The organism is Pseudomonas sp. NFACC13-1 (assembly GCF_900104425.1).
Classification (GTDB): Bacteria; Pseudomonadota; Gammaproteobacteria; order Pseudomonadales; family Pseudomonadaceae; genus Aquipseudomonas; species Aquipseudomonas fluorescens_AA.
In genome coordinates this window covers 139981-163611 of sequence record NZ_FMXV01000001.1, presented here as the reverse complement: position 1 = coordinate 163611, position 23631 = coordinate 139981, and the positions used below count along the sequence as shown (strand labels likewise).

At 61.0% G+C, this 23631-nt stretch carries 23 protein-coding genes; 14 read left to right on the top strand and 9 right to left on the bottom strand.

All coding sequences use genetic code 11. The annotated features are described in order from the left end of the window. The 4 genes from cyoA to hmpA all read right to left on the bottom strand — a co-directional run bounded on the left by cyoA (window position 1) and on the right by hmpA (window position 4126). Window positions 1-948: a ubiquinol oxidase subunit II gene (gene cyoA, locus BLQ55_RS00785; protein WP_060740731.1), complete on the bottom strand. Its 948-nt coding sequence runs from the start codon at window positions 946-948 to the stop codon at window positions 1-3. Between the two features lie 333 nt (window positions 949-1281). Next, entirely contained in the window at window positions 1282-1629 is a 348-nt protein-coding gene (locus tag BLQ55_RS31120; RefSeq protein ID WP_139208026.1) for a hypothetical protein, read from the bottom strand. A gap of 92 nt (window positions 1630-1721) precedes the next feature. Then, window positions 1722-2231, bottom strand: a complete 510-nt coding sequence (locus tag BLQ55_RS00775; RefSeq protein ID WP_060740730.1) for a disulfide bond formation protein B — start codon at window positions 2229-2231, stop codon at window positions 1722-1724. A gap of 713 nt (window positions 2232-2944) precedes the next feature. Next, window positions 2945-4126, bottom strand: coding sequence for an NO-inducible flavohemoprotein (gene hmpA / locus BLQ55_RS00765; RefSeq protein ID WP_092251846.1), 1182 nt, complete (start codon window positions 4124-4126; stop codon window positions 2945-2947). Between the two features lie 153 nt (window positions 4127-4279). Between hmpA and norR the strand changes: the two genes are divergently transcribed. The 5 genes from norR (at window position 4280) to BLQ55_RS00740 (ending at window position 9510) form a co-directional block, all read left to right on the top strand. Continuing rightward, the gene (gene norR, locus BLQ55_RS00760) at window positions 4280-5836 is read left to right on the top strand and encodes a nitric oxide reductase transcriptional regulator NorR (protein WP_092251844.1); all 1557 of its coding nucleotides are present in this window, start codon (window positions 4280-4282) and stop codon (window positions 5834-5836) included. Window positions 5837-6138: 302 nt separating this feature from the next. Further along, window positions 6139-7041, top strand: coding sequence for a chemotaxis protein CheV (locus tag BLQ55_RS00755; RefSeq protein WP_092202630.1), 903 nt, complete (start codon window positions 6139-6141; stop codon window positions 7039-7041). Window positions 7042-7175: 134 nt separating this feature from the next. After that, window positions 7176-7505, top strand: coding sequence for a hypothetical protein (locus BLQ55_RS00750; RefSeq protein WP_092251842.1), 330 nt, complete (start codon window positions 7176-7178; stop codon window positions 7503-7505). A gap of 79 nt (window positions 7506-7584) precedes the next feature. Next, window positions 7585-8334 carry a YkgJ family cysteine cluster protein gene (locus tag BLQ55_RS00745; RefSeq protein WP_092202626.1) on the top strand — a complete coding sequence of 250 codons (750 nt, stop codon included), beginning with the start codon at window positions 7585-7587 and terminating at the stop codon, window positions 8332-8334. A gap of 204 nt (window positions 8335-8538) precedes the next feature. Then, window positions 8539-9510 carry a 2-hydroxyacid dehydrogenase gene (locus BLQ55_RS00740; RefSeq protein WP_092202624.1) on the top strand — a complete coding sequence of 324 codons (972 nt, stop codon included), beginning with the start codon at window positions 8539-8541 and terminating at the stop codon, window positions 9508-9510. Window positions 9511-9707: 197 nt separating this feature from the next. Here BLQ55_RS00740 and BLQ55_RS00730 read toward each other — a convergent pair whose 3' ends face one another. Then, a complete protein-coding gene (locus BLQ55_RS00730; RefSeq protein ID WP_092251840.1) occupies window positions 9708-10610 on the bottom strand; it encodes a DMT family transporter in 903 nt (300 codons plus the stop codon). Window positions 10611-10746: 136 nt separating this feature from the next. On the opposite strand from BLQ55_RS00730, the gene BLQ55_RS00725 reads away from it, so the two are divergent. Then, window positions 10747-11622: a helix-turn-helix domain-containing protein gene (locus BLQ55_RS00725; protein WP_092251838.1), complete on the top strand. Its 876-nt coding sequence runs from the start codon at window positions 10747-10749 to the stop codon at window positions 11620-11622. 238 nt (window positions 11623-11860) lie between these two features. On the opposite strand, the gene BLQ55_RS00720 is transcribed toward BLQ55_RS00725, so the two are convergent. After that, entirely contained in the window at window positions 11861-12271 is a 411-nt protein-coding gene (locus BLQ55_RS00720; protein ID WP_060740719.1) for an HPF/RaiA family ribosome-associated protein, read from the bottom strand. Between the two features lie 498 nt (window positions 12272-12769). Between BLQ55_RS00720 and BLQ55_RS00715 the strand changes: the two genes are divergently transcribed. Further along, window positions 12770-13087, top strand: coding sequence for a DUF3509 domain-containing protein (locus BLQ55_RS00715; RefSeq protein ID WP_060740718.1), 318 nt, complete (start codon window positions 12770-12772; stop codon window positions 13085-13087). On the opposite strand, the gene BLQ55_RS00710 is transcribed toward BLQ55_RS00715, so the two are convergent. Continuing rightward, complete coding sequence (locus tag BLQ55_RS00710) at window positions 13084-13584, bottom strand: phosphate-starvation-inducible protein PsiE (protein ID WP_047699631.1); 501 nt, start codon at window positions 13582-13584, stop codon at window positions 13084-13086. The genes BLQ55_RS00715 and BLQ55_RS00710 overlap by 4 nt on opposite strands. 322 nt (window positions 13585-13906) lie before the next feature. Here BLQ55_RS00710 and BLQ55_RS00705 point away from each other — a divergent pair, with 322 nt between their 5' ends. Continuing rightward, a complete protein-coding gene (locus BLQ55_RS00705) occupies window positions 13907-14167 on the top strand; it encodes a YebG family protein (RefSeq protein WP_003205410.1) in 261 nt (86 codons plus the stop codon). A gap of 74 nt (window positions 14168-14241) precedes the next feature. On the opposite strand, the gene BLQ55_RS00700 is transcribed toward BLQ55_RS00705, so the two are convergent. After that, window positions 14242-15633 (bottom strand): aminotransferase-like domain-containing protein, encoded by a 1392-nt coding sequence (locus tag BLQ55_RS00700; RefSeq protein WP_092251836.1) that lies wholly within the window; start codon window positions 15631-15633, stop codon window positions 14242-14244. A 342-nt stretch (window positions 15634-15975) separates the two neighbouring features. Between BLQ55_RS00700 and BLQ55_RS00695 the strand changes: the two genes are divergently transcribed. The 5 genes from BLQ55_RS00695 to glyA all read left to right on the top strand — a co-directional run bounded on the left by BLQ55_RS00695 (window position 15976) and on the right by glyA (window position 21407). Continuing rightward, window positions 15976-17181: a benzoate/H(+) symporter BenE family transporter gene (locus BLQ55_RS00695; RefSeq protein WP_092202613.1), complete on the top strand. Its 1206-nt coding sequence runs from the start codon at window positions 15976-15978 to the stop codon at window positions 17179-17181. Further along, on the top strand, window positions 17178-18350 hold the full coding sequence (locus BLQ55_RS00690; protein ID WP_092251835.1) for an NAD(P)/FAD-dependent oxidoreductase: 1173 nt from the start codon (window positions 17178-17180) through the stop codon (window positions 18348-18350). The genes BLQ55_RS00695 and BLQ55_RS00690 overlap by 4 nt, the downstream gene beginning before the upstream one ends. Window positions 18351-18377: 27 nt before the next feature. Continuing rightward, a complete protein-coding gene (locus BLQ55_RS00685; protein ID WP_003205417.1) occupies window positions 18378-18809 on the top strand; it encodes a Rid family detoxifying hydrolase in 432 nt (143 codons plus the stop codon). A 94-nt stretch (window positions 18810-18903) separates the two neighbouring features. Continuing rightward, on the top strand, window positions 18904-20157 hold the full coding sequence (gene thrC / locus BLQ55_RS00680) for a threonine synthase (protein WP_092251833.1): 1254 nt from the start codon (window positions 18904-18906) through the stop codon (window positions 20155-20157). Window positions 20158-20168: 11 nt separating this feature from the next. Next, on the top strand, window positions 20169-21407 hold the full coding sequence (gene glyA / locus BLQ55_RS00675) for a serine hydroxymethyltransferase (RefSeq protein ID WP_092251831.1): 1239 nt from the start codon (window positions 20169-20171) through the stop codon (window positions 21405-21407). 146 nt (window positions 21408-21553) lie between these two features. On the opposite strand, the gene BLQ55_RS00670 is transcribed toward glyA, so the two are convergent. Then, window positions 21554-22573, bottom strand: a complete 1020-nt coding sequence (locus BLQ55_RS00670) for a Glu/Leu/Phe/Val dehydrogenase family protein (RefSeq protein WP_092202605.1) — start codon at window positions 22571-22573, stop codon at window positions 21554-21556. A gap of 187 nt (window positions 22574-22760) precedes the next feature. Here BLQ55_RS00670 and BLQ55_RS00665 point away from each other — a divergent pair, with 187 nt between their 5' ends. Next, on the top strand, window positions 22761-23564 hold the full coding sequence (locus BLQ55_RS00665) for a SirB1 family protein (RefSeq protein WP_092251829.1): 804 nt from the start codon (window positions 22761-22763) through the stop codon (window positions 23562-23564). The last annotated feature ends 67 nt before the right edge of the window (window positions 23565-23631 follow it).

Below are 23631 nucleotides of genomic sequence, written 5' to 3'. Positions count from 1 at the left end.
TTACTCCTCTGCCCCGGCAGCTGAATGCGAGCTCATGTCCATCCCTTCCATGTTGTGAGCCACTTCCTTCTCGTTCTTCTCGTGGTGCATCGGCTTGCCCGGATTCATTCCTTCATATTTGTCGATGATGGTCTGGAACAGGTTCGGCGTAACCGACGAGTAGAGCTCGACTGGGTTGTTCTGGCTCGGTTTGGAAAGGGCTTCGTATTCAGCTTTTTCAAGCTGTTTAGGTGCCTTCTTCACATCGTTGACCCAGGCGTCGAAATCTTCCTGGGTCGTGGCGATTGCTTTGAACTTCATGCCGGTGAAACCCGCGCCGCTGTAGTTGGCGGAGATACCGTCGAGTTCGGCGTTCTGGTTGGCGATCAGGTGCAGCTTGGTCTGCATGCCCGCCATCGCGTAGATCTGGCCGCCCAGGCCCGGGATGAAGAACGAGTTCATCACGGTGTCGGAGGTGACCTTGAAGTTGATCGGCGTGTGGGCCGGGAACACGATCTTGTTGACGGTGGCGATGCCTTGTTCCGGATAGATGAACAGCCATTTCCAGTCCATCGAAACCACTTCGATGGTGATCGGCTTGACGTCCGAATCCAGTGGACGGTACGGATCCAGGGCGTGGGTCGACTTGTAGGTGATGTAACCCAGGGCAATGATGATCAGCACCGGAATCGTCCACACCGCCACTTCGATCTTGGTCGAATGGGACCATTTCGGCGTGTACGTGGCCTTGGTGTTGGTTGCGCGGTACTTCCAGGCGAACAGGAAGGTCATGACGATGACCGGCACGACGACCAGCAACATCAGCAGTGTGGCGGTGATGATCAGGTTTCGTTCATCCAGGCCGACCTGGCCCTTGGGATCGAGCAAGGTCATGTTGCAGCCTCCCAGCAGCAACGTGCCGAGCAGCGGCAACAAGCCTAGTAATCGGGGGTACCTGTTTTTACTCATCTCACGACCTCTAAAGCAGCTTGCGCAATGCAGTTGGGTTTTGATCGCCAACACTTCACCCTGCCAAGGGTTGGCATTTCTTGGATTGAATAAGGGCTGCCCATCGAACGTCAGCGGCTGTTCGACACATCCCGGGCCAGCAGTGAGTTCTTATTCGTTGGTCAAAAGGCCTAGTTCAAGCCCAATTCCATTTGGTGCGGGTAGTTGGAGGCACCGACACCTGGGGTCGCATGGGGCGCTGGCGCCCTTCGACCACTCTCATGCTCAAGTCTGAGCCGGGTCGGAAAATCGGTGCGGGCGATTGTAGTGAGGTGACGCGCTGTAGACCATGTCTCATCCCGAAATAATTTTTAACCGATTCGGCAACAATCTCTTGCTGATATTGCAACGGGCCAGCATGGTATCGAAATTCATTCTCAACAAGAACCCCAAAAAACGTAGGTCTACTACGCCCGATTTAGACAGCTCGAGAGGCTCTTCAAGAGGTTTTTTGCCCGGCAAGCGCCCAGTTTTCGGGGCCTTCGGTGCCTGACGCGTCGCTGTTAAAAATGCCTGCTGCAGGCGATGCGCCCGTTGCGAAACCAGACATTTTTTTGTTACAGGAGAACGTGCTTTATCACCCTCGCAAAGGCTGAGCGCCGCAAGATATGTGACAACGTGTCGCACATTGCCGCAGGTCATTCTTGCCTCGGATCAAGACGCCCCGGCTTGAGCATGAAACGTAAAACGCCCCGGCTCTCCAAGAGAGAACCGGGGCGTTTCATCGAAGCGTTTCAGCGAAGCGGCTTGCGATTACGTGACACCAGCAACGGCACCAGCACCACCGTCAACACGAAGGCCACCAGCGCCCATTGCGCCAGAGACAGGCCCAGGATCGGTGGGTAGGGGGTGGAGCAAAAGCCATCGACCTGGAAACCCAGCGGGAAGATCTTCGCCAGCGGCAGGTCATCGACAATCGGTTGCAATACGTCGATACCGCAACTGACTGCGGGGAAGAACTGGGTATACACGTGATGCCCTGCCACACCGGCACCGGCCAGGGCACAGAGCACCACCAGGCCTTCGAAGATCGTCAGGCTGCGGCGGGTGCGCATGGCGGCGCCGATGAAGGCGAAGATCGCGATCAGCAACAACGCATAGCGTTGCAAGATACACAGCGGGCACGGTGCCTCGCCGAGGGCCACCTGCATGTACAGCGCGCCGCCGATCAGCGCCAGGCAGATCAGCCCCAGCAGCACCAGATAGCGCCGCTCACGGCCTAACCGCATCATTTCCTCACTCATTGCGTTTCCCTTTGTCTGCATGGATCGACGCGCAGCCTCGCGACACCCGGTGCGCGTTCGGATGTATCGAAGTCTACACGCTGACCATGACAGTGAACGAGCAGCGGGCGTCGACATTGGAGGGGAATAGACCGCAAGAAGGTTAAGCGGGGATTAATTCTGGCAGTTGGACAGGGATGGACCTGCAGTCGCCATCGCGAGCAGGCTCGCTCCCACAAAAGAATCAGTGCTGACTGCCAGACCTGCACATCTCATGTGGGAGCGAGCTTGCTCGCGATAGCGGAGGGTCAGCTTGCATTGCTGTTGAATGTGCCAATGCCATCGCGAGCAAGCTCGCTCCCACAGTTTTTTGCGGTGTCCACAGGCGTTGTGTCCGCCGCTAATCCCTTGTGGGAGCGAGCCTGCTCGCGATAGCGGAGGGTCAGCTTGCATTGCTGTTGAATGTGCCAATGCCATCGCGAGCAAGCTCGCTCCCACAGTTTTTTGCGGTGTCCACAGGTGTTGTGTCCGCCGCTAATCCCTTGTGGGAGCGAGCCTGCTCGCGATAGCGGAGGGTCAGCTTGCATTGCTGTTGAATGTGCCAATGCCATCGCGAGCAAGCTCGCTCCCACAGTTTTTTGCGGTGTCCACAGGCGTTGTGTCCGCCGCTAATCCCTTGTGGGAGCGAGCCTGCTCGCGATGAAGGCAACCCGGTCTCCCGGTTCGCTGCGACCTTACTCCAGCGCCGCCGCCGGACCGAAGAATTCGTAGCGGCTCTGCCGGTCCGGTACACCCAGGGCCTTGAGGTGGCGTTTGACGGCGCCCATGAACCCCTTCGGCCCAAGGAAATAGGCATCCAGGTCACGCTGCTCCGGCAACCATTGCGCCAATTGCTCCTGGCTCAGCAGTCCCACCTTATCCGCCGCCGGGCTCAAGCCGTCGTCTTCGTCGTAGCAGTAGAAGCGCTTGAGTTGCGGATGCCGCTTGGCCAAGTCGTCGATCCAGTCGCGGAAGGCATGGGCGCGGCCGTTACGTGCACAGTGAATGAAATGCACCGGCCGCTCGGTTTGCAGTGCCGCCTGCAACATGGCCAGGGTCGGCGTGATGCCGACGCCGCCGCTGATCAGCACCAGCGGCTTGTCGCTGGCGGTCAGGTAGAAATCCCCGGACGGTGGGAACAACTGGATACGGCTGCCAACGTCGAAATGACGATGCAAGTAGTTGGACACTCGCCCACCTGGCTCGCGCTTGACGCTGATCCGATACCGACCATTGTCCGCCAGGGCCGACAGCGAATAGTTACGGCGCACTTCCTCGCCATCGAGGATGAGCTTCATGCCGATGTACTGGCCCGGCTCGGCCACCAGGATCGGGCCCTTGTCCGCCGGTTCGAAGTAGAACGAGGTGATCTCCGAGCTTTCCTGGACCTTGGCCGCCAGGATGAACTCACGCTCGCCACGCCAGCCGCCCGGCGCCTCGGCCTTCTTGTCGTACATGCCGGCTTCGGCACCGATCAGGATATCGGCCAACTGGTTGTAGGCAGCGCCCCACGCCGCAATCACCTCGGGCGTGGCGATCTCCTCGCCCAACACCTCGGCAATGGCTCGCAGCAGGCACGCACCGACAATCGGGTAATGTTCCGGCAGGATCTGCAAGGCAACGTGCTTGTTGACGATTTTCGCCACCAGGTCGCCCAACTGGTCGAGCTGGTCAATGTGCCGCGCATACATCAACACGCCGTTGGCCAGCGCACGGGGTTGATCGCCACTGGCCTGGTGAGCCTGGTTGAACAGGGGGCGCACTTGCGGGTATTCGGACAGCATCATGCGATAGAAGTGAGTGATCAGTGCTTCACCACCGCTTTCCAACAAGGGAACAGTGGAACGAATGATGGCGCGTTCTGCTTGGCTGAGCATAAGGTGACTCCATGCAAGGACTTGAATAACAACTACAGCCTTACCATCAGTTTCCATGCCATTATTTATTTCGTTATTTTTCAATGAGTTAATTAAAAAATAGTCATAAAGACACGGAACCCTCTATAGTCTTTATGACTACATGGAGTCTTTATGACTGCAACCTCTCTACTCACAGCCTTGCTGCCCCTGGTGGCGGACCTGTCCCGCGAACTGCCTGAAGGCGAGCGCTATCGCCGCTTGCTGGGCGCCCTGCGCGCGCTGCTGCCCTGTGATGCAGCCGCGCTGCTGCGCCTGGACGGAGACTGCCTCGTGCCCCTGGCGGTGGACGGTTTGAGCACCGATACACTGGGCCGACGCTTCCGGGTCAGCGAACACCCACGCTTCGAAGCGCTGCTGGCGAACCCGCAGCCCACCCGCTTCGCCGCCGACAGCGGCCTGCCCGATCCGTACGACGGGTTGGTCGAGGGGCTGGCCGAGCACTTGGAGGTCCATGACTGCATGGGGTGTCCGCTGTTCGTCGACGAGCGCCCCTGGGGCCTGCTCACCCTGGATTCGCTGGACCCGGAACGCTTCGAACCCATCGACCTGAGCGCCCTGCAAGCCTTCGCCAGCCTCGCCGCCGCCACGGTCAGCGCCGCCGAACGCATCGAGCGCCTGGCCTTGAAGGCCGAGGATGAGCACCGCCGCGCCGAGGTCTATCGCCAGGCCAGCGGCCAGCAACATCGCGACATGGTCGGCCAGAGCAAGGCCCACAAGCGCCTGGTGGAAGAGATCGCGCTGGTGGGCGGCAGCGACCTGACCGTATTGATCACGGGCGAAACCGGTGTGGGCAAGGAACTGGTCGCCCAGGCCATCCATGCCGCGTCGAAACGCGCCGGGCAGCCGCTCATCAGCCTCAATTGCGCCGCCCTGCCGGATACGCTGGTGGAAAGTGAACTCTTCGGCCACGTACGGGGCGCCTTCACCGGGGCGACGAACGACCGGCGCGGCAAATTCGAACTGGCCGACGGCGGCACTTTGTTCCTCGATGAGGTGGGTGAGTTGTCCCTGACGGTCCAGGCCAAGTTGCTGCGGGTGTTGCAAAGCGGCCAACTGCAGCGCCTGGGTTCGGACAAGGAGCACCGGGTCGATGTACGCCTGATCGCCGCCACCAATCGCGACCTCGCCGAAGAGGTACGCAACGGCCGTTACCGGGCCGATTTCTACCATCGCTTGAGTGTGTATCCATTGCAGGTACCGGCGCTGCGTGAGCGCGGACGGGACGTGCTGCTGCTCAGCGGCTTTTTCCTGGAACAGAATCGTTCACGCATGGGCCTGGGCAGCCTGCGCCTGAGCAACGACGCCCAGGCCGCACTGTTGGCCTACGACTGGCCGGGTAACGTACGCGAACTGGAACACCTGATTGGCCGCAGTGCCCTGAAGGCCTTGGGCCGCTGCCCGACGCGCCCGAAAATCCTCAGCCTCAGCGCCCAGGACCTGGGTTTGCCCCAAGCCCCTGTGGATAACCCAGCCCCATCGTCCACCGGCCCGGGGCCAGCCCTGGTGAGCGTGACGGGAGACATGCGCGAAGCGGTGGACGAATTCCAACGCAATTTGATCGCCGCCTGCCTGGAGCGGCACCAGTACAACTGGGCCAGCGCCGCCCGGGAGCTGGGGCTGGATCGGGCGAACCTGGGGCGGATGGCCCGGCGGTTGGGGCTGAAATAAAACCTGTGGCGAGGGGATTTATCCCCGCTGGGCTGCAAAGCAGCCCCAAAATCTACCCACCCGGAGTATCAGACTGAATGCGTTCAGCCTTTTTTGGGGTTGCTGCGCAACCCAGCGGGGATAAATCCCCTCGCCACAGATAAACCCCTCGCCACCAGTTGAGCGATCCGAGGCCGCTGACTTGAAATTGGCTGTTGACAGCTTTCTCCCTAAAGCCTGCCCCCGACAAGTCGATAACCCGATATCAAAAGCTGTTTTGGCGATCTTCAGGCTCGCCCCACCTTTTTCCACAGAAGGTTTTTATGTCTTCCAACAAAGCCCGCGCAGATTCACTTTCGCTTCTGCTGTTTACCTTGCGCAGCGGCAAGCTGATGGCGATCAACCTGCTCAAAGTCAGTGAAATCATTCCCTGCCCACCGTTGACCAAACTGCCGGAGTCCCATCCGCACGTCAAAGGCATCGCCACCCTGCGTGGGACGTCGTTGTCGGTGATCGACCTGAGCCGCGCCATTGGCGAGCGGCCGCTGGAAGATCCGGACGGCGGTTGCCTGATCGTCACCGACGTGAGCCGCTCCAAACAGGGCCTGCATGTGCAGGCGGTGAGCAAGATCGTGCATTGCCTGACCACCGACATCAAACCGCCGCCCTACGGTTCCGGCGGCGTGCGTGCGTTCATCACCGGCGTGACTTCGGTGGACGGCACGCTGGTGCAAGTGCTGGACATCGAAAAGGTGATCCACGGCATCGCACCGGCGCAGATCGAAACCGCGCCGACCGAGCTGAGCATGGAAGACGCCGAGGTCCTGGGCAGCGCCCGGATCCTGGTGGTCGATGACAGCCAGGTGGCATTGCAGCAATCGGTGCATACCCTGCGCAACCTGGGCCTGCAATGTCACACCGCCCGCAGCGCCAAGGAGGCCATCGACTGTCTGCTGGAACTGCAGGGCACGGCGCAGGAGATCAACCTGATCGTTTCCGATATCGAAATGTCGGAAATGGACGGCTACGCCCTCACCCGGACCCTGCGCGAAACGCCGGACTTCGCGCACCTCTACGTGTTGCTGCACACGTCGCTCGACAGCGCCATGAACAGTGAGAAAGCGCGATTGGCCGGCGCGAACGGGGTGCTCACCAAGTTCTCGTCGCCGGAATTGACCAAGTGCCTGATCACCGCGGCCAAGGCCGTCGCCGAACAAGGGCGCTGACACTCACCTGCGGCAAGGCAGGCCGAACGCCAGGAGGCTGCGATCCTCGCGGCCTCTGAACACTGCTCCAACTTCAGGCAGCTCCGACCTCAGGCATACTCCTGTCCTGGTTCCCCTGAACAAGGACATTGTTGATGAAAATCCCTGCGCTGATGCTCCTCGGCCTCACTGCCGCCATGGCCTTTCAGGCCCAGGCTTCCAGCCCCGACGCCTGGGCCGCCTACGACAAAAAAGTGCTCGCCAGTTGCCTGAAGGCCAGCGGCCTTAAAGACCCCGAACCCGTCGGCACCGCCGCGCAATTCGACGACCGGGTGGGCTACACCGCGCTGTTGCTGCAAGGCCAATACCCACAGAAACACATGAAAGGCGCAACCGGCACCGAGCTGTGCCTCTACCGCAAGAAAACCAGGACCGCCTTCGTCACCGAATGGGACTCGATCCGCTCGACCGATGCCCCTCGATGAATGGCGCATAACTTGCTTCGCAGGGCTTATCGCGGCGTTTTTCCGGCGCCGCTTTCAGCCTATTGCCTTCGGTCGATCAATGAACACAACGTTTTCCTGTGTAGGGTGTGGTAAATGCTGCACCGGCCATCACGTTCCCCTGACCCTCGACGAAGCCAGGATGTGGGCCAATGACGGCGGCCAGGTGATTGTCCTGGTCGAGGCCTTCCTGCCCAATGGCCTCGGTCTTCCGGTGGCGCAACGTGAACATGCCGAACGACGCTCGGCGGTGGTCCGTAGCGGCACGAGCGACGCACGGGTGGCGATCACGTTCGCCGCTTATAACGTGGGTCGTTGCCATAATCTGGACGACGAAAACCTGTGCCGCATCTATGAGCGCAGACCCTTGGTGTGCCGCATTTATCCCATGGAAATCAATCCACACATCCCGCTCGATACCGCCGCCAAGGATTGCCCACCGGAGTCGTGGGAAACGGGGCCGCAGTTGATACTGGGCGGTGAATTGGTGGACCAGGAACTGGCCCGCTTGATCGAGCGTTCACGCCAGGCCGATCGTGATGAAATCGCGATCAAGGAACGCATCTGCATGTCTCTGGGCATCCACACGACGGCGTTGAAGGGCGACGGATTCACGGCCTACCTGCCGAACATGGCTGCGTTTGCCGCCGCTATCGATCAAGCCCGCTCGCAGCCGTTGGACCAAGCGACTGGCGAATGGCAGTTCCACCTGTCCGGCGAGGACGTGGCCAACCAGGTCTCGGCCAGCGGCGCGCGGGTGGTCACTGAAGCACCGGTCACCTACGCCTTCATTTCCCTGCGGGCCGCCTGAGTTTGTAAAGATCCCCCCCTGTGGGAGCGAGCTTGCTCGCGATGGCGCCGGTCCAGTCACGCGCAATGGATTGGCAGACCGCTATCGCGAGCAAGCTCGCTCCCACAGAGGGTTGGCGGCGCTGCGTTTACACCGTCCCCTCTCGCCTAACCCGCGCCAGGAATGTTAGCGTGCTTGGTATTCCCTGCAGATGAGCCTTGCACGATGAAAAAAACCGTACTTGCCTTCAGCCGTATCACGCCCCCCATGATCGAACGCCTGCGCCAGGACTTCGACGTGATCGTCCCCAACCCGTCGAACGGCGACATCAACGCGCAGTTCAACGAAGCCTTGCCTCACGTCCACGGGCTGATCGGCGTCGGTCGCAAGCTCGGCCGCGAGCAACTGCAGAGCGCCACGAACCTGCAAGTGGTCTCCAGCGTATCGGTGGGCTACGACAACTATGACCTGGCCTACTTCAATGAACGCGGGATCATGCTCACCAACACCCCCGACGTGCTCACCGAAAGCACCGCCGACCTGGCCTTCGCCCTGCTGATGAGCAGCGCCCGGCGCGTGGCCGAACTGGACGCCTGGACCAAGGCCGGGCAATGGCAAGCGACGGTCGGCCCGCAGTTGTTCGGCAGCGACGTACATGGCAAGACCCTGGGCATCGTCGGCATGGGCAACATCGGCGCAGCCATTGCCCGGCGTGGCCGGCTGGGGTTCAACATGCCGATTATCTACAGCGGCAACAGTCGCAAGACCGAGCTGGAAAACCAACTGGGCGCACAATTTCGCGAACTGGACCAATTGCTGGCCGAAGCCGACTTCGTCTGCCTCGTCGTACCGTTGAGCGAGAAGACCCGCCACCTGATCGGTCAGCGTGAACTGGGCCTGATGAAGCCAAGTGCCATCCTGGTCAACATTTCCCGTGGCCCTGTGGTAGACGAACCCGCGCTGATCGCAGCGTTGCAGAACAACCGCATCCGCGGTGCCGGGCTGGATGTCTACGAGAAAGAGCCACTGGCCGAATCGCCGCTGTTCCAACTGAAGAACGCCGTGACCCTGCCCCACATTGGCTCGGCGACTCACGAAACCCGTGAGGCCATGGCCAATCTGGCTGTGGATAACTTGCGCAGTGCCTTGTTGGGCGAGCGACCGCGGAACCTGGTCAACCCGCAAGTCTGGAAATAAATCCTCCGCAAAGCCCCCGGGGGAACACGCCGTGGCGAGGCAGCTTGCTGTGGCGAGGGGATTTATCCCCGTTGGGCTGCGCAGCAGCCCCTGCCGGTTTATCTGACGCATTGCGGTGGCAGATAGACCTTGGGGTCGCTTCGCAACCCAGCGGGAGCAAGCTCCCTCGCCACGGGATTATTGCCAGGCGTTCTGTCTCAGCGGGCCCCCAGTGCGACATTCGTCGCCACCGGTCGCGGCTTGCGGAACACCAGCACGTTCCCCAGCATCACCAGGACCAACCCCACCCATGCCGGCACCGTCCACTGGTAGCCCTCGGCAAACGCCGAGACATTCAATGCCACCACCGGGAACAGCACGGTGCAATAGGCCGCCCGCTCCGGCCCCATGCGTCCGACCAGTGTCAGGTAGGCGGTAAAGCCGATCACCGACCCCGGGATCACCAGGTACAACAACGAGCCGATGTAGCGCGTGTTCCATTCCATGTCGAACGGAATGCCTTTGAACGCACACCACACCGCCAGCATCGCTGCGCCATAAGCCATGCCCCAGGCGTTAGTGGTCAGTGGCTTGAGGCCGGCTTTCTGTTGCAGGCTCGACAGCATGTTGCCCGCCGAGAAACACAACGTCCCCAGCAGTGCCAGTGCCAATCCGAGCAACGTTTGCGGGCTTGCGCTGTGACCGGCCAATTCCGGCCAGAACAGCAAGGCCAGCCCCGAAAGCCCCAGGGCGCCCCCCAATAGCACGTTACGGGCAATCCGCTGACCGAAGAAAACCCGGGCATTGAGGGCGTTCCAGAGGGTGGCGGTGGAAAACACCACGGCGACCAAGCCACTGGGAATCCACTGGCTGGCAGTCAGGAAGCACATGAAGTTGATGCAGAACAGGCACAGGCCCTGGGCGACGCAGATCAAATGGCCACGCCGGTTCATCACCTGCAGGCGGCGGCTGAGCAGCAGCATCGCGAACAGAATCAGGGCCGCGAGGCCAAAGCGATAGACAATCGACACGGGAATGGCGACAACGCCCAGTTGCAGTTTCAGGGCGATCCACGTGGTGCCCCAGATGAGCACGGTAAGCAGGTACAACGAGAGGTTCATGGTGACGGCTCCTGGCAATGGCCATCAGTGTCACGCCGTTGGCCACCCCACACTTGCGTAAACTTGCGCTTTTGTCGGTTCGCAGGCTGGCATGGGCCGGCCGACGGAGTAGGATTCGAGTCGGAGAGAACCGATCATGTCCACACTGCAAAGCCTGCAAGTCTTTCAAGCCCTCAACAGCTCGCCCAACGCTCGCCTGGAGCACAGCGCCGAGCTCGGGGACGGCTTGGCGGCCGCTTTGTGGAGCAACCATCACGACGCCCAGGACTACGAGGCGCCGACCCACCATACGTTGTCCTGCTACATCGCCGGTGGCACGGGTACGTTTCGCCGCGAACGCCCCGAGACCACAGGGGCGCCGGGCAAACTCTGCGTACTGCCCGCCGGACATGAATCGGCCTGGGTCATCAACGGCGACATTCGCCTTGCCCACCTGTATTTCAGCCCTGAGCAATTCGCCTTGGGTTGCATCACGCTGCTGGATCGCGAACCGCGGCAGGTGCAATTGCACGAGGAGACGTTCCTCGACGACCCGCAACAGGCACAACGCTTTCGCCAGTTGATCGCGCTGAACTGGGACGAACCCGCCGAACGCCTGCTGACCACCAGCCTGGCCCATGACCTGCTCAACCACCTGCTGCTCAGCCAGGTCGGCCAGCGCCAGGGGCTTCGCCTCAAAGGCGGCCTGGCGGCGCATCAGCGACGGTTGCTGGTGGATTACGTCGACAGCCACCTGGCCGAGGCCATCGGCCTTGGGCAACTGGCGGCGCTGTGCGCATTGTCCGAATACCACTTCGCGCGGATGTTCCGCGAAAGCTTCGGACTGCCGCCCCATCAATATGTACTGGCCCGGCGCCTGGCTTGCGCACAACACTTGCTGCGTACCACCTCACAACCGTTGGGCGAGGTGGCACTGGCCTGCGGATTCGCCAGCGCCAGCCACTTCGCCAACCGTTTTCGCCAGACCGTGGGGGCGAGCCCCGGGGAATATCGACAGGCATTCTTGCGCTAGCCAGACTATCGCCATCGCGAGCAAGCTCGCTCCCACACCGGACTCGGGGCGGTCACAAAATCGCCATTCGACACAAATCCCTTCTGTGGGAGCGAGCTTGCTCGCGATGGCGTCAGGACATTCAACAACTTCGCAAGCTGACCCACCGCTTTCGCGAGCAAGCCCCGCACACAGGGGAATAGGATCAATGCGGGAATGGGCTTATTTGCCGCAGCGGACCGACAAAAGCAGAACGGGCTCAGCCGTTGAGTGCGGCCCGTTCGTTCTCCAGGAATTCTTCTTCCAATAGCGCATCGGCCAAGGCAACGGATTCGGTCGGTGTCGCAATGGCAGCGCGCTTGCCGCGCAGTTTGCCGAACAAGTGCTCCAAGGCGTTTTCAAGCTTGGTGGCCGCCCCCTCGATCGCCAGTTCCAGCGTATCGGCCTTGTGCGTCACGGAAATCGGCTGGTGGCCTTTAGGCCGTGCCTCAAGCTGGCAACGCAGGTCATGGGGACCGGGCTTGTCGCCGTTCTCGTCCCGCAAATGAACCTCGACCCGTGTCAGGTCTTCTTCATAACGTTCGAGCGTGCTTTCGATGGTAGTACGTACCCACTCCTCCAGTCGGATGCTGCTTTGAATATGGTTATCGCTGTTGACTTGGATTTGCATAGTTCATCCCTTATTTCAGCTAGCTCGCCGGGGGCCATCGACGTGAATGCAACGGCCCCTTGAATACAGAGTCGGGCTGGCGGAAGAACAATTCAACCCCTGGAAAAATATAAATATCCATTTGCAAATAAAGCCGGACAACAGGCAAAGGCACTGTTAAGGTCGGGAGTTGCCCCGCCCTGCCCACCCGCCGCAAATCGCCTCCCCTCCTGCACCGTCAACGAACATCCGCACGTTATTGCCCCGAAACGGGCAGCCGCATTCCAGAGCGTTCGACGCTTGGGTGCCGGGATCATTGTCCGACGGTTTTTCCGGCATGCCACTTGCTACTTCCCTGTAGGCGCTGTCGCAGGCTGCGATCTTTTCGATTTGAAGCCTGCCCAGCCCTGGAAAATTTGAGATGAACACGATCATGGAATGGCCGATGGTCCAGTGTTGCGAACTAATCCCGATCACGGCCGGTCAACAACTGCACGTTCAATCAGGCGGTGACGCATCATGGACAACCCTTTTCAGATCATTACCGACGCTTTTGCGCCGCACTATCAAATCAACCTGAGTATTCAGGGCCTGGATGGCAGCATCATGCTGACCCTGTCCAAGAGCGGGCGCATCGTCGCCAAACGCATGATCAGCGCCCAGCAACGCAATGACCCGGAGCGGCTCAAGCGCCTGGTGCAAAGCATTCAGTTCGGCATCGCCATCGAGCAGGGCCACAGCGCCGTGGCCATCCTCGAAGCCATGACCGGCGGCGACAACATCAAGTTGCCGCCACCGCATGCACAGGGTGCTGCACCTTCTGCCGCCGGCCTTTAAATCTCACCCTTCTCCACTTCGGCATGCTCGCTGGAACCCGCGCCGACCTTGCGGTGCGGGTGCTCGATCTTCACCGAAGGAAACTGCGACGAAGCGTAGCGCACCACCAGGATCGAAAACGCCAGCAGCAGGATGCCACCGCACAGGTAGATGATCCCCAGGTCGGGCGGGCTGTGGTGGGAAACGTTGGAAATCAGCAACCGCGTCAGTGCGGTAATCGCCACGTAGATCAGAAACCGTACCGGCATGTGGTTGGTCTTGAAGTAGATCCCGACCATCGCCCCCAACTCCAGGTAGATGAACAGCAGCAGGATGTCGTCGATCTTGATGTGCCCCGCCTCGATCATCTGCAAGAACTCCATCACCGCCGCCCACGCGGTCACCGCACCGATGGCGAACAGCGCCAGGTAGTGGAAAGTCTCGACGAACAGGTTTCCCAGGGACTCGGCCAGTTGATGGACGTTCTGGCGCAGGTTCTCGGCCCAGTTTATTTTCACGATGTAGTTTCCTTAGGTCGGCTCGACCGGATGATGCGGGTTGGACGTGACGGTTGTTCTGCATGCAGAAAAAAGGCCAGCGACTGAGGGTGAGATGGCGATAGGCTGGTATCCGGCACTTTTGGGCGCTTCATGCGGCTTTTTCGCGAGCAAGCTCTGCTCTCACACAAGCTTTGCTCCCACACGCTTCGCTCTCACATGCCGAAATCGGTCTACATTAAAAAGCCACTATCCAAAGCAACAGGATTCGCTTATCCTTTTGCCTGTATATAAATACAGTGGTCGCAAAGACAAACCAATGTGAAGGCATGTGAGGTGGTGAATGGCCGTCGAAGTGGTATACCGCAGCAGCCGAGATCTGGAGCGCTTGTTCATGGATAAAGCCGAAGCTGACCGTCATGACAAAATGCTGGAGCTCGCCGAATTGCTGGCCGAGGTTTTGCAAAAAGCCGTTCCATCGCTGAGCGAGCAACAGGTGGAAGAAGCCGGGATCTACATGGCGAAGAATCGCGATGTGTTCGCCAAGGCTTTCAAGAGCCAGCCGGACGCCTTGTCCGAACTGCTCAACCCGTCGGACGAGTAACCAAAAAAGATCGCAGCCTTCGGCAGCTCCCACATGGAACAACCGTGCAGGAGCTGCCGAAGGCTGCGATCTTTTTAGTAATAACGACGCGGATCCGAATCGATCAGGCTCGCCAGCTTCGTGAGGGCGAAGCGCAGTTCGTCCTGACTGGTGGGCGACATCAACACCAACCGCACGCACCGGGTGCTACCTGAACGCTCAGCCTGGAACTGGGTGCCGCTGAGCACCAGTACGCCGTTGGCCCGGGCAAGCATGGTGAACTCGTCGCTGGTCCATGGCTCGGGCAGTGTCAGCCAGACGTGATAGGAATACGGCTGGGTCTTGAGCTCAAAATTGGCAAAGATTTCCCGGGCGATCGCTTGCCGTCCCGCCGCCTCGTTGCGCTGGATGCGAATCAGTTTCTTGTCCAGGCCTTCGGTAATCACATTGCTGGCCAGCTGCGCCGTCAACGGCGACGGCATCCAGACACTGCTGCGTACCATCGAAGTCAGGCGCGACAGCAGTTTCGGCGGGCTATAGATGTAACCGATGCGAAGCGCCGGCATGACCGATTTCGACAGGCTGGTCAGGTACACCGAACGATCCGGCGCAAAGGCCGACAACGGCTTGATCGACGGATCGGTAGCCAGGAAACCATAGATATCATCGTCCAGGATGATGAAGTCGAACTCCTCGGCGAGCGCGGCAATCTGGGCCCGACGTTCCTGCGACATGATCGCCGCCGTCGGGTTCTGGCAGGTCGCCACGCACACCAGCATCGCCGGCTTCTCTCGCAGGCACAGTTCGCGCAAGGCTTCGGGAATGATGCCTTCGTCATCCATCGGCACGCCACGCAGGCGACGCTCGAGGCCGTGGGCCAGGGAAATGATGCCGGGGTAGCACAGTGCCTCGCAGAGCACCAGGTCACCGGCGTTGGTCAGGGCGCTCATCGCAACCATCAAGCCATGCTGGGCCCCGGCGGTAATCACCACTTGCTGCCATTGCGCGTCAGGCAATGAATGACGCAACCATTGAGCCCCCGCCTCACGATGCGCCGGGTGACCGCCGTCCGGCGCGTAATCCAGCGCGCGCGCGAAATCGGTACTTTTGGCCATGCCCACCAGCGCGCCGCGCAACCAGTACTCCAGGGTCTCGCTGTAGGGCTTGATGATCGAAAGATCAAGCAGTTCGGATTGCCCCAGGTTCAACGGCGCGGCGGCGCTGTTGCTGGCCGGCAGTTCCAGCTGCTTCTGGTTGAGCACATAAGTGCCACGCCCCACTTCCCCCTGCACCAGCCGACGCCGATGGGCTTCGCTATAGGCCCGGCTGATGGTGCCCGGCGTGACATTCAAGGTGGTCGCCAGCTCCCGCAAGGTCGGCAAGCGATCGCCCTCGTTCAGCACGCCGTTGTTGATATCGCGCGCCAACGCATCGGCAATCGACAAATACATCGGCTGGCTGAACTCGCTTAGCTGGGGAACCCACATGAATGATCACTGCCCATCGTAGAAATGATGAATATCCGAGCATATCACATGGAGGTTAGGCAACTAATAATTCGACACATTCGGCGAATTGAGTCGATTGATACGATTATTGAATCGTTAATCAATGGGATATGAAGAAATTTTTACAGCGAATAATATTCATATAAATCAAATGACTAAACACAAAAACCACTAAAAAACCCCCGTCATGGCAGAAAAACATCTCGTAACAATCCCGCCGCCTATTGAATCAACTCAATTCATTCAAATACACTGATATCGAATCGAATCAATCGACTCAATCATCCATTGCAGGCTCCTGCCGCGCCAAGTCGAGACATCATGGACACACTCAGAAAGGATCTATCCCTGTCAGCGATCATCGCAGGCTTCATCGCCGTGATCATTTCCTACGCCGGCCCGCTCATCATCGTGTTCCAGGCAGCCAAGGAAGCCCACCTGCCCGATGACGTGGTGTCTTCGTGGATCTGGGCCATTTCCATCGGCAGCGGAATTACCGGCCTGCTCCTGAGCTGGCGCCTGCGTGTTCCCGTCATCACGGCGTGGTCGACACCGGGGGCGGCGTTACTGGTATCGATGCTGCCCACCGTGACCCTGCCCCAGGCCATCGGTGCCTATGTGGTGGCGTCGGTGATCATCGCCGTGGTCGGTTTGTCCGGGGCCTTCGACAAATTGATGAGCCGCCTGCCCAAGGCCATTGCCGCCGCCATGCTCGCCGGCATCCTGTTCCGCTTCGGCGCCGAGCTGTTCACGTCGATCAAGCTGCAACCGGCGATGGTGCTGGCGATGATCGCGGCCTACCTGGTCTTCAAGCGTTTTTCGCCACGCTACGCCATTCTGTCGGTGCTGATCATCGGCTGCGCGGTGGCTGCCTCGTTCGGTGAACTCAACAGCCATTCGATCACCATCGCCGTGGCCCATCCGGTCTTCATCGCACCTGAATGGAACTGGCACGCGATCATCAACATCGGCCTGCCACTGGCGCTGGTGACCTTGACCGGCCAGTACGTGCCCGGCATGGCCGTATTGCGCACCTCGGGCTACAACACGCCGGCGCGCTCGATCATTTCGGTCACCGCCATCGGCTCGGCCCTGATGGCCCCGTTCGGGTCCCACGGCCTTAACCTGGCGGCCATTACCGCAGCGATCTGCACCGGTCGAGAAGCCCACGAGGACCGCGACAAACGCTACATCGCCGGGATTGCCTGCGGGGTGTTCTACATCCTGATGGGCACCTTCGGCGCGACCTTGGCCTCGGTGTTTTCCGCTCTGCCAAAGGAACTGATCGCCTCCCTCGCCGGCCTCGCCTTGTTTGGCGCGATCAGTGCCGGGCTGACCGGGGCCATGGCCGATGAGAAGCAGCGGGAAGCTGCGCTGATCACCTTCCTGGTGACGGCCTCGGGCATGAGCTTCCTCGGCCTGGCCGCCGCGTTCTGGGGGCTGATCTTTGGTCTCGTGGCGCACTTCGTGCTGACCTACACCCGGGAAAGCAAAGCCGCCGCTATCGCCGAGGGCAGCCGACCATGACCGCTCGTTACGACTTCATCGTGGTCGGTGGCGGCATCGCCGGCGTCTCAGCCGCTTATGAACTGGCAGCCCATGGCAGCGTCTGCCTGCTCGAACAGGAACAGCAACTGGCTTATCACACCACGGGGCGTTCGGCCGCGATCTCGATGGAAAGCTACGGCAACCAACAGATCCGTTCGCTGACCTGTGCGTCCCGACGCTTTTTCGAGAACCCGCCCGAGGGCTTGGCCGAGCATCCGCTATGGGCGCCGCGGGGCGCACTGATCGTGGCCCAGGCGGCACGGGTGGACAAGCTCAAGGCGCGTTTCAGCGCCGTGCTGGAGCAAGTGCCCACGGCCGAGTTGCTCGACGACAGGCATGTGCAGGAGCTGGTCCCCTACCTCGCCGAAGGCGCCTGGAGTGCAGGAATCTACGAGCCCAGCGCCTTCGACCTGGATGTGCATGGCATTCATGGGGCTTACCTGAGTGGCCTGCGTGCCCGTGGTGGCGTGGTCAAGCGCGAGACCGAAGTGCTGCGTGGCGAATACCGTGACGGGCACTGGCGCTTGCACACCCGCGACGGCCAGCCACTGCAAGCCGCCATCGTGGTCAACGCTGCCGGAGCCTGGGCCGATCAAATCGCTGAGCGCTGCGGCGTGCCCAAGGTCGGTGTCCGGCCGTTGCGGCGCACCGTGCTGGCGGTCGACCCGCAGTGCGACGTGCACCACACGCCCTACCTGGGCACGGTGGACGAGGACATTTTCATCAAGCCTGAAGCCGGGCGCCTGATCGTCTCCCCCTGCGATGAAAGCCCGTCGTTGCCCTGCGATGCATTGCCGGAAGAGCTTGACCTGGCCATCACCATGGATCGCCTGCAAAACACCACGCGCCTGCGCCCCCGCTCGATCATCAATAAATGGGCGGGCCTGCGCACCTTCGTCGCCGACCGCTCGCCGGTGCTCGGCCAGGACCCGCAACAAGAAAGCTTTATCTGGCTCGCCGCCCTTGGTGGCTACGGCATCCAGGCCGCGCCCGCCATTGCACGCCTGTGCAGTCATGCGGCGCTGGGCATCGCCATGCCGGCCGACCTGGCGGCGCTGCAACTCAACTACCAGCACTTTTCCCCGGCCCGCTGCCGCGACGAGGAATTTTCCAGCCTGGCCGTCAAGCAGGTTGCCGATTTGCACTAACCCATTCACTTAACAAGGAACGTCACCATGCAAACCACCGCTCAAATCCAGCCCGCCGCCAAACCATTCCTGGGCGAAGAGAACGTCATTTTCACCGACAAGGCGCCACTGCCACTGGGCACCTATTCCCAGGGCATCAAGGTCAGCCACGGGCAGACCATCTACCTGTCGGCACAGACCCCGGTCTCGGCGCTGAACAACGAAGTGCTGGCCAAGGATTTCGAAGGTCAACTGCGCCAGACCCTCGACAACCTGGTGCAAATGGCCGAAGCGGCAGGCGGCACCCTGGCGAACGTGGTCAAGGTCACGGCGTTCATCACTGACCTGAGTGAGTTCCCGACCCTCAACCGCGTCATGGAAGAGTACTTCACCAAGCCCTATCCAGCCCGCACCACCGCCGGCGCCAGCGCGCTGGCACGCAATACCCTGGTCGCCATCGACGCCATCATGGTGATCTGAAACACCTTCCGTCTGCGGAGTGCCCGTCGATCCGGCAAGCCGGATCGACGTTGGCAAGGAAAGCACCAGCACAGCGTACTTTCAGAGGGTGACCATGAAGAATTCGTACAGAGAGTATGCATTGCAGTGCCTGGTTTGCGATCGAAGCTACCAGCCCCATGAGGTCAGCTACTACTGCCCTCATTGCAAAATCGATGGCGCCCTGGATGCGCTTTACGATTACCCGACGCTCAAGCGCGAATGGTCCCGGGACAGCCTGGCCCATGACCACGCCCGTGGCATGTGGCGCTATGACCGCTTGATGCCGTTGAGCTCGACACAGTTCATTCCACCACTACTGGTGGGCAATACGCCGCTGTACTCGCGCCCGGAACTGCTCGGCAAAGGTGCCCGGATCAAAGTCTTCGTAAAAGACGAATCGCGGCAACCGACCGGGTCATTGAAAGATCGCGCCAGCGCCCTGGCCGTGGCCCACGCCATGCAATCCGGTGCGCGTACCGTGGCGGTGGCCAGCACCGGCAATGCCGCGTCGGCATTGGCCGGGATGAGCGCCAGCCTGGGCTTGCACAACGTCATTTACCTGCCCAAGAGTGCGCCCCGCGAAAAGCTCGCGCAGATGCAAGGCTACGGCGCCGAGATCGTGCTGGTCGATGGGCAATACGACGAAGCCTTCGAACAATGCCTCAACGCTTGCGAAAAACATGGCTGGTACAACCGCACCACCGGGATCAACTCGTACATGAGCGAAGGCAAGAAGACCGTCGCCTTCGAGATGTGCGAACAACTCAACTGGCAGGTGCCGGACCTGGTGTTCGTGCCAGTGGGTAACGGCTGCATCCTGGGCTCGGTCTACAAAGGCTTTTTCGACTTGCTGCAATTGGGCTGGATCGAACGTATCCCACGCCTGATCGGCGTGCAGGCCGAGCATAGCAACTTCATGTATCGCGCCTGGCGCTACGACCGCTCGATGCAGCGAACCGAGCGCCTGCCGCCCACCAGTCTGGCCAGCAGCATCAACGTGGCGCTGCCGCGTGATCGCCTCAAGGCCATGCGCGCGGTGACCGCCAGCGGCGGCGAGTTCATTTGCGTCAGCGACCCGAGCATTGTCGCCGCCGCCTCCCGATTGGCCGCCAGCACCGGTGTGTTTCCGGAAGCCGGCGCCGCCAGCGCCTTCGCCGGCCTGCTCAAGTACGCAGAAACGCACCCCGACACGCCGCAAACCGCCGTCATCCTGATCACCGGCAGCGGCTTGAAAGACACCTCCATTTTTCTATCCGATTCGTCCAAAAGCCAGCCACGGGTGTTGCCGCATCACGTGACCGCGCCACCGGCCGAAGCGCTTATCTAGGGAATCACACCATGAGCCTGCAAAATTTCGACCCCGCCATTGCCCGCCTGATCGACCGCGAGCGCAATCGCCAGGAAACCCACCTGGAGCTGATCGCTTCGGAAAACTACGTCAGCGAAGAAGTGCTCCAGGCCCAGGGCTCCGTGCTCACCAACAAGTACGCCGAAGGCTATCCGGGCAAGCGTTACTATGGCGGCTGCAAGGTCGTCGATGACGTCGAGAACCTGGCCATCGAACGCGCGCGCAAGTTGTTCAACTGCGAATACGTCAACGTGCAGCCGCACTCCGGCTCCCAGGCCAACCAGGCGGTTTTCCTGGCGGTACTTGAACCCGGCGACACGATCCTGGGCATGTCCCTGGCCCACGGCGGCCACCTCACCCACGGCGCCTCGGTCAATTTTTCCGGCAAGTTCTACCGGGCCTTTTCCTATGGCCTGGACACGGAAACCGAAACCCTCGACTACGAAGAAATGGAAGCCCTGGCCCGGGAACACCGGCCGAAGATGATCATCGCCGGGGCCTCGGCCTATTCGCGGACTATCGACTTCCAGCGCTTTCGCAAGATCTGCGATGAAATCGGCGCCTACCTGATGGTGGACATGGCGCACTACGCCGGGTTGATCGCTGCCGGCGTCTACCCCTCGCCGGTGGGCATCGCCGACTTCATCACCTCCACCACTCACAAAACCCTGCGCGGCCCCCGCGGCGGCTTGATCCTGGCCAAGGCGCAATACGCCGCCCTGCTCGACAAGACGATTTTCCCGGTGTACCAGGGCGGCCCGCTGATGCACGTCATCGCCGCCAAGGCCGTGGCCTTCAACGAAGCCCTGGGCGACGGATTCAAACATTACCAGCAGCGGGTGATCGACAATGCCCGGGTCATGGCCGACGTGCTGACCCGGCGCGGTTTGCGGGTGGTGTCCGGCGGTACCGACTGCCATATGTTCCTGCTCGATCTGCGCGCGATGAACATCACCGGCAAAGACGCCGAGGCGTTGCTGGAAAGTGCCCACATCACCCTGAACAAAAACGCGATCCCCAATGATCCGCAAAAACCGGCGATCACCAGTGGCATTCGCATCGGCACCCCAGCGCTGACCACACGAGGCTTTGGCGAAGCGGAATGTGCCGAAGTGGCGAATCTGATCGCCGACCTGCTGGAACAACCGGACAACGCCGCACGCCTGGATAACACCCGACGCCGGGTGATGCATTTGTGTGAATGCTTTCCGGTGTATCTGCTGAGGTAATGGCTGGATAAGTGCAGGACGCCGCAGGAAATAAAGGCGAGCAAAACTGTGGGAGCGAGCTTGCTCGCGATAGCGGTGTGACAGTCGATAAAGACGTTGAATGCACGGCCGCAATCGCGAGCAAGCTCGCTCCCACCATTGGATTTTCAGCGGTACAGCAGGCGCTCTGCCAACTCATCGGCCACCCGCGCCGGTGAGCGCTTTTCCGCCTGGGCGTGGGCGAAGACTTCCGTGAGCCGGGCGCCGATCTTCGACAAATGTGCGGTGATCGTCGGCAGTTCTTCGCCGCGATGCTTCAGCGCGACATAGATCAGCCCGCCGGAGTTGATCACATAATCCGGCGCATACAGAATCCCGCGCCTCTCCAACTGGTCGGCCACCTGCAGGCTGCTCAACTGATTGTGGGCCGAGCCGGCAACGGCCGAGCAGCGCAGTTGCGCCACGCTGTGGCTGTTGAGCACCCCGCCCAGGCCGCAGGGGGCGAGGATGTCGCAGGGGGTGCTGAGCAAGGCGTCGTTGGCGATCGGATGGGCGCCCAGTTGCTCCATGGCCAGTTGCACCTTGCCAGGGTCAATGTCACTGACCAGCAGTTCGGCACCCGCCGCATGCAGTTGTTCGGCCAGGGCATAACCGACATTGCCCAGGCCCTGGATCGCCACCCGCAGGCTTTCGAGGTTATCGCTGCCCAGGCGGGCCATGGCGGTGGCACGGATGCCGGCAAAAACGCCCATGGCCGCGTGGGGCGCGGGGTCTCCCGAGGCCGTGGTGCTGGTGACATGGCGGGTCTGCTGGGCGATGCAATCCATGTCGGCCACCGACGTGCCGCTGTCGATGGCCGTGATGTAGCGCCCGTCCAATTGCTCGATACAACGACCAAAGGCTTCGAACAGCGCCGCCCGACTCTCGACATGGGCCGGACGCATGATCACCGCGACCCCGCCGCCCACGGGCAAGCCAGCCAGCGCCGCCTTGTAGCTCATGCCTTGGGCCAGGCGCACGGCGTCTGCCACGGCACTTTCGTCGTCGGGGTAGGCAAGATAACGACAGCCCCCCAGGGCTGGCCCGGGACGGCTGCAATGAATAGCGATCACCGCCTTCAACCCGGTCGTCGGGTCTACGCTTAGGTGCAGCGATTCAAGGCGGGAGCTTTGCATGAGAGCAAACATCGTAAGGCTCCCGAATCACTTTTGTTTGTTTCGCCAGTATAGGCGTGCAGTCGAAAATTGCTGGAGCACGCCGGAATAATTCGCCAGGGCGGTCAGTCTTTTTCGGCATAACCCGTGACAGCGGCTGTTCGAGACTGGACGAAAATCCATGGCAGGGCTAAAACGGGAGCATAGCCCGGAGAGTTCGATGAAACCGCGCCAAGCCTTTTTTGACTGTCTGCACCGCTCACCACCGGCGCTGTTCGAAGCGGCGTTGTGGATCGCTGCCGAACATGATCGCGACGTCGACGTCCCGACCTTGCTGAAGGATTTCAAGGAGCTGCAACAGCGGGTCAGCCATGGCCTGCCGATGCTGCCTGTCAGCGAACTGGGCCAGCCCCTGTTGCGCCGGCTCAATGACCTGGGTTTCGCCCAAGACGACTTCACCCCCCTGCGACCACACGCGGCGTTGCTGGACCAGGTCCTGGCTCGCAAGCGTGGGCAACCCCTGGCCCTCGGGCTGATTGCCCTGGAACTGGCCCGCGGCCTGGAAATTCCGATGGTCGGTGTCAATTTCCCCGGGCATTTCCTGTTGAAGGTGCCCGGCGCCGATCACTTGCTCGATCCGTGCGGTGGGCGCCGGTTGTACCCCAATGACTGCCGGGAACTGCTGCAGCGCCAATACGGCGCGAACATGCCGCTCAAGGCGGAGCACCTGGTCAACGCCGAGCCGATGCAGATGCTGCAGCGCCTGTCGCGCAACCTGCGCCAACTGCATCTGGCGAACGACGATTACATCGCGGCCCTGATCGACGCCGAACGGGTACTGGAACTGGGCAACGCCAGCGCTGCCGATTACCTGGCCCGCGCCAGCCTGTATCAGCGCCTCGATTGCCCCAACGCCGAACGCTTCGACCTGGAGCATGCCCTGATGCTCAGCGACGATCCGATCCAGCGAATCCGGCTGACGGAGCGGCTGGGGCATTTGCCGCCGAATTCGGTGGTGCATTGACCGGTGGCAGGCATGCAGATCCAGGTGGCTTGTTGAATCGCTGTCGCGAGCAAGCTCGCTCCCACAG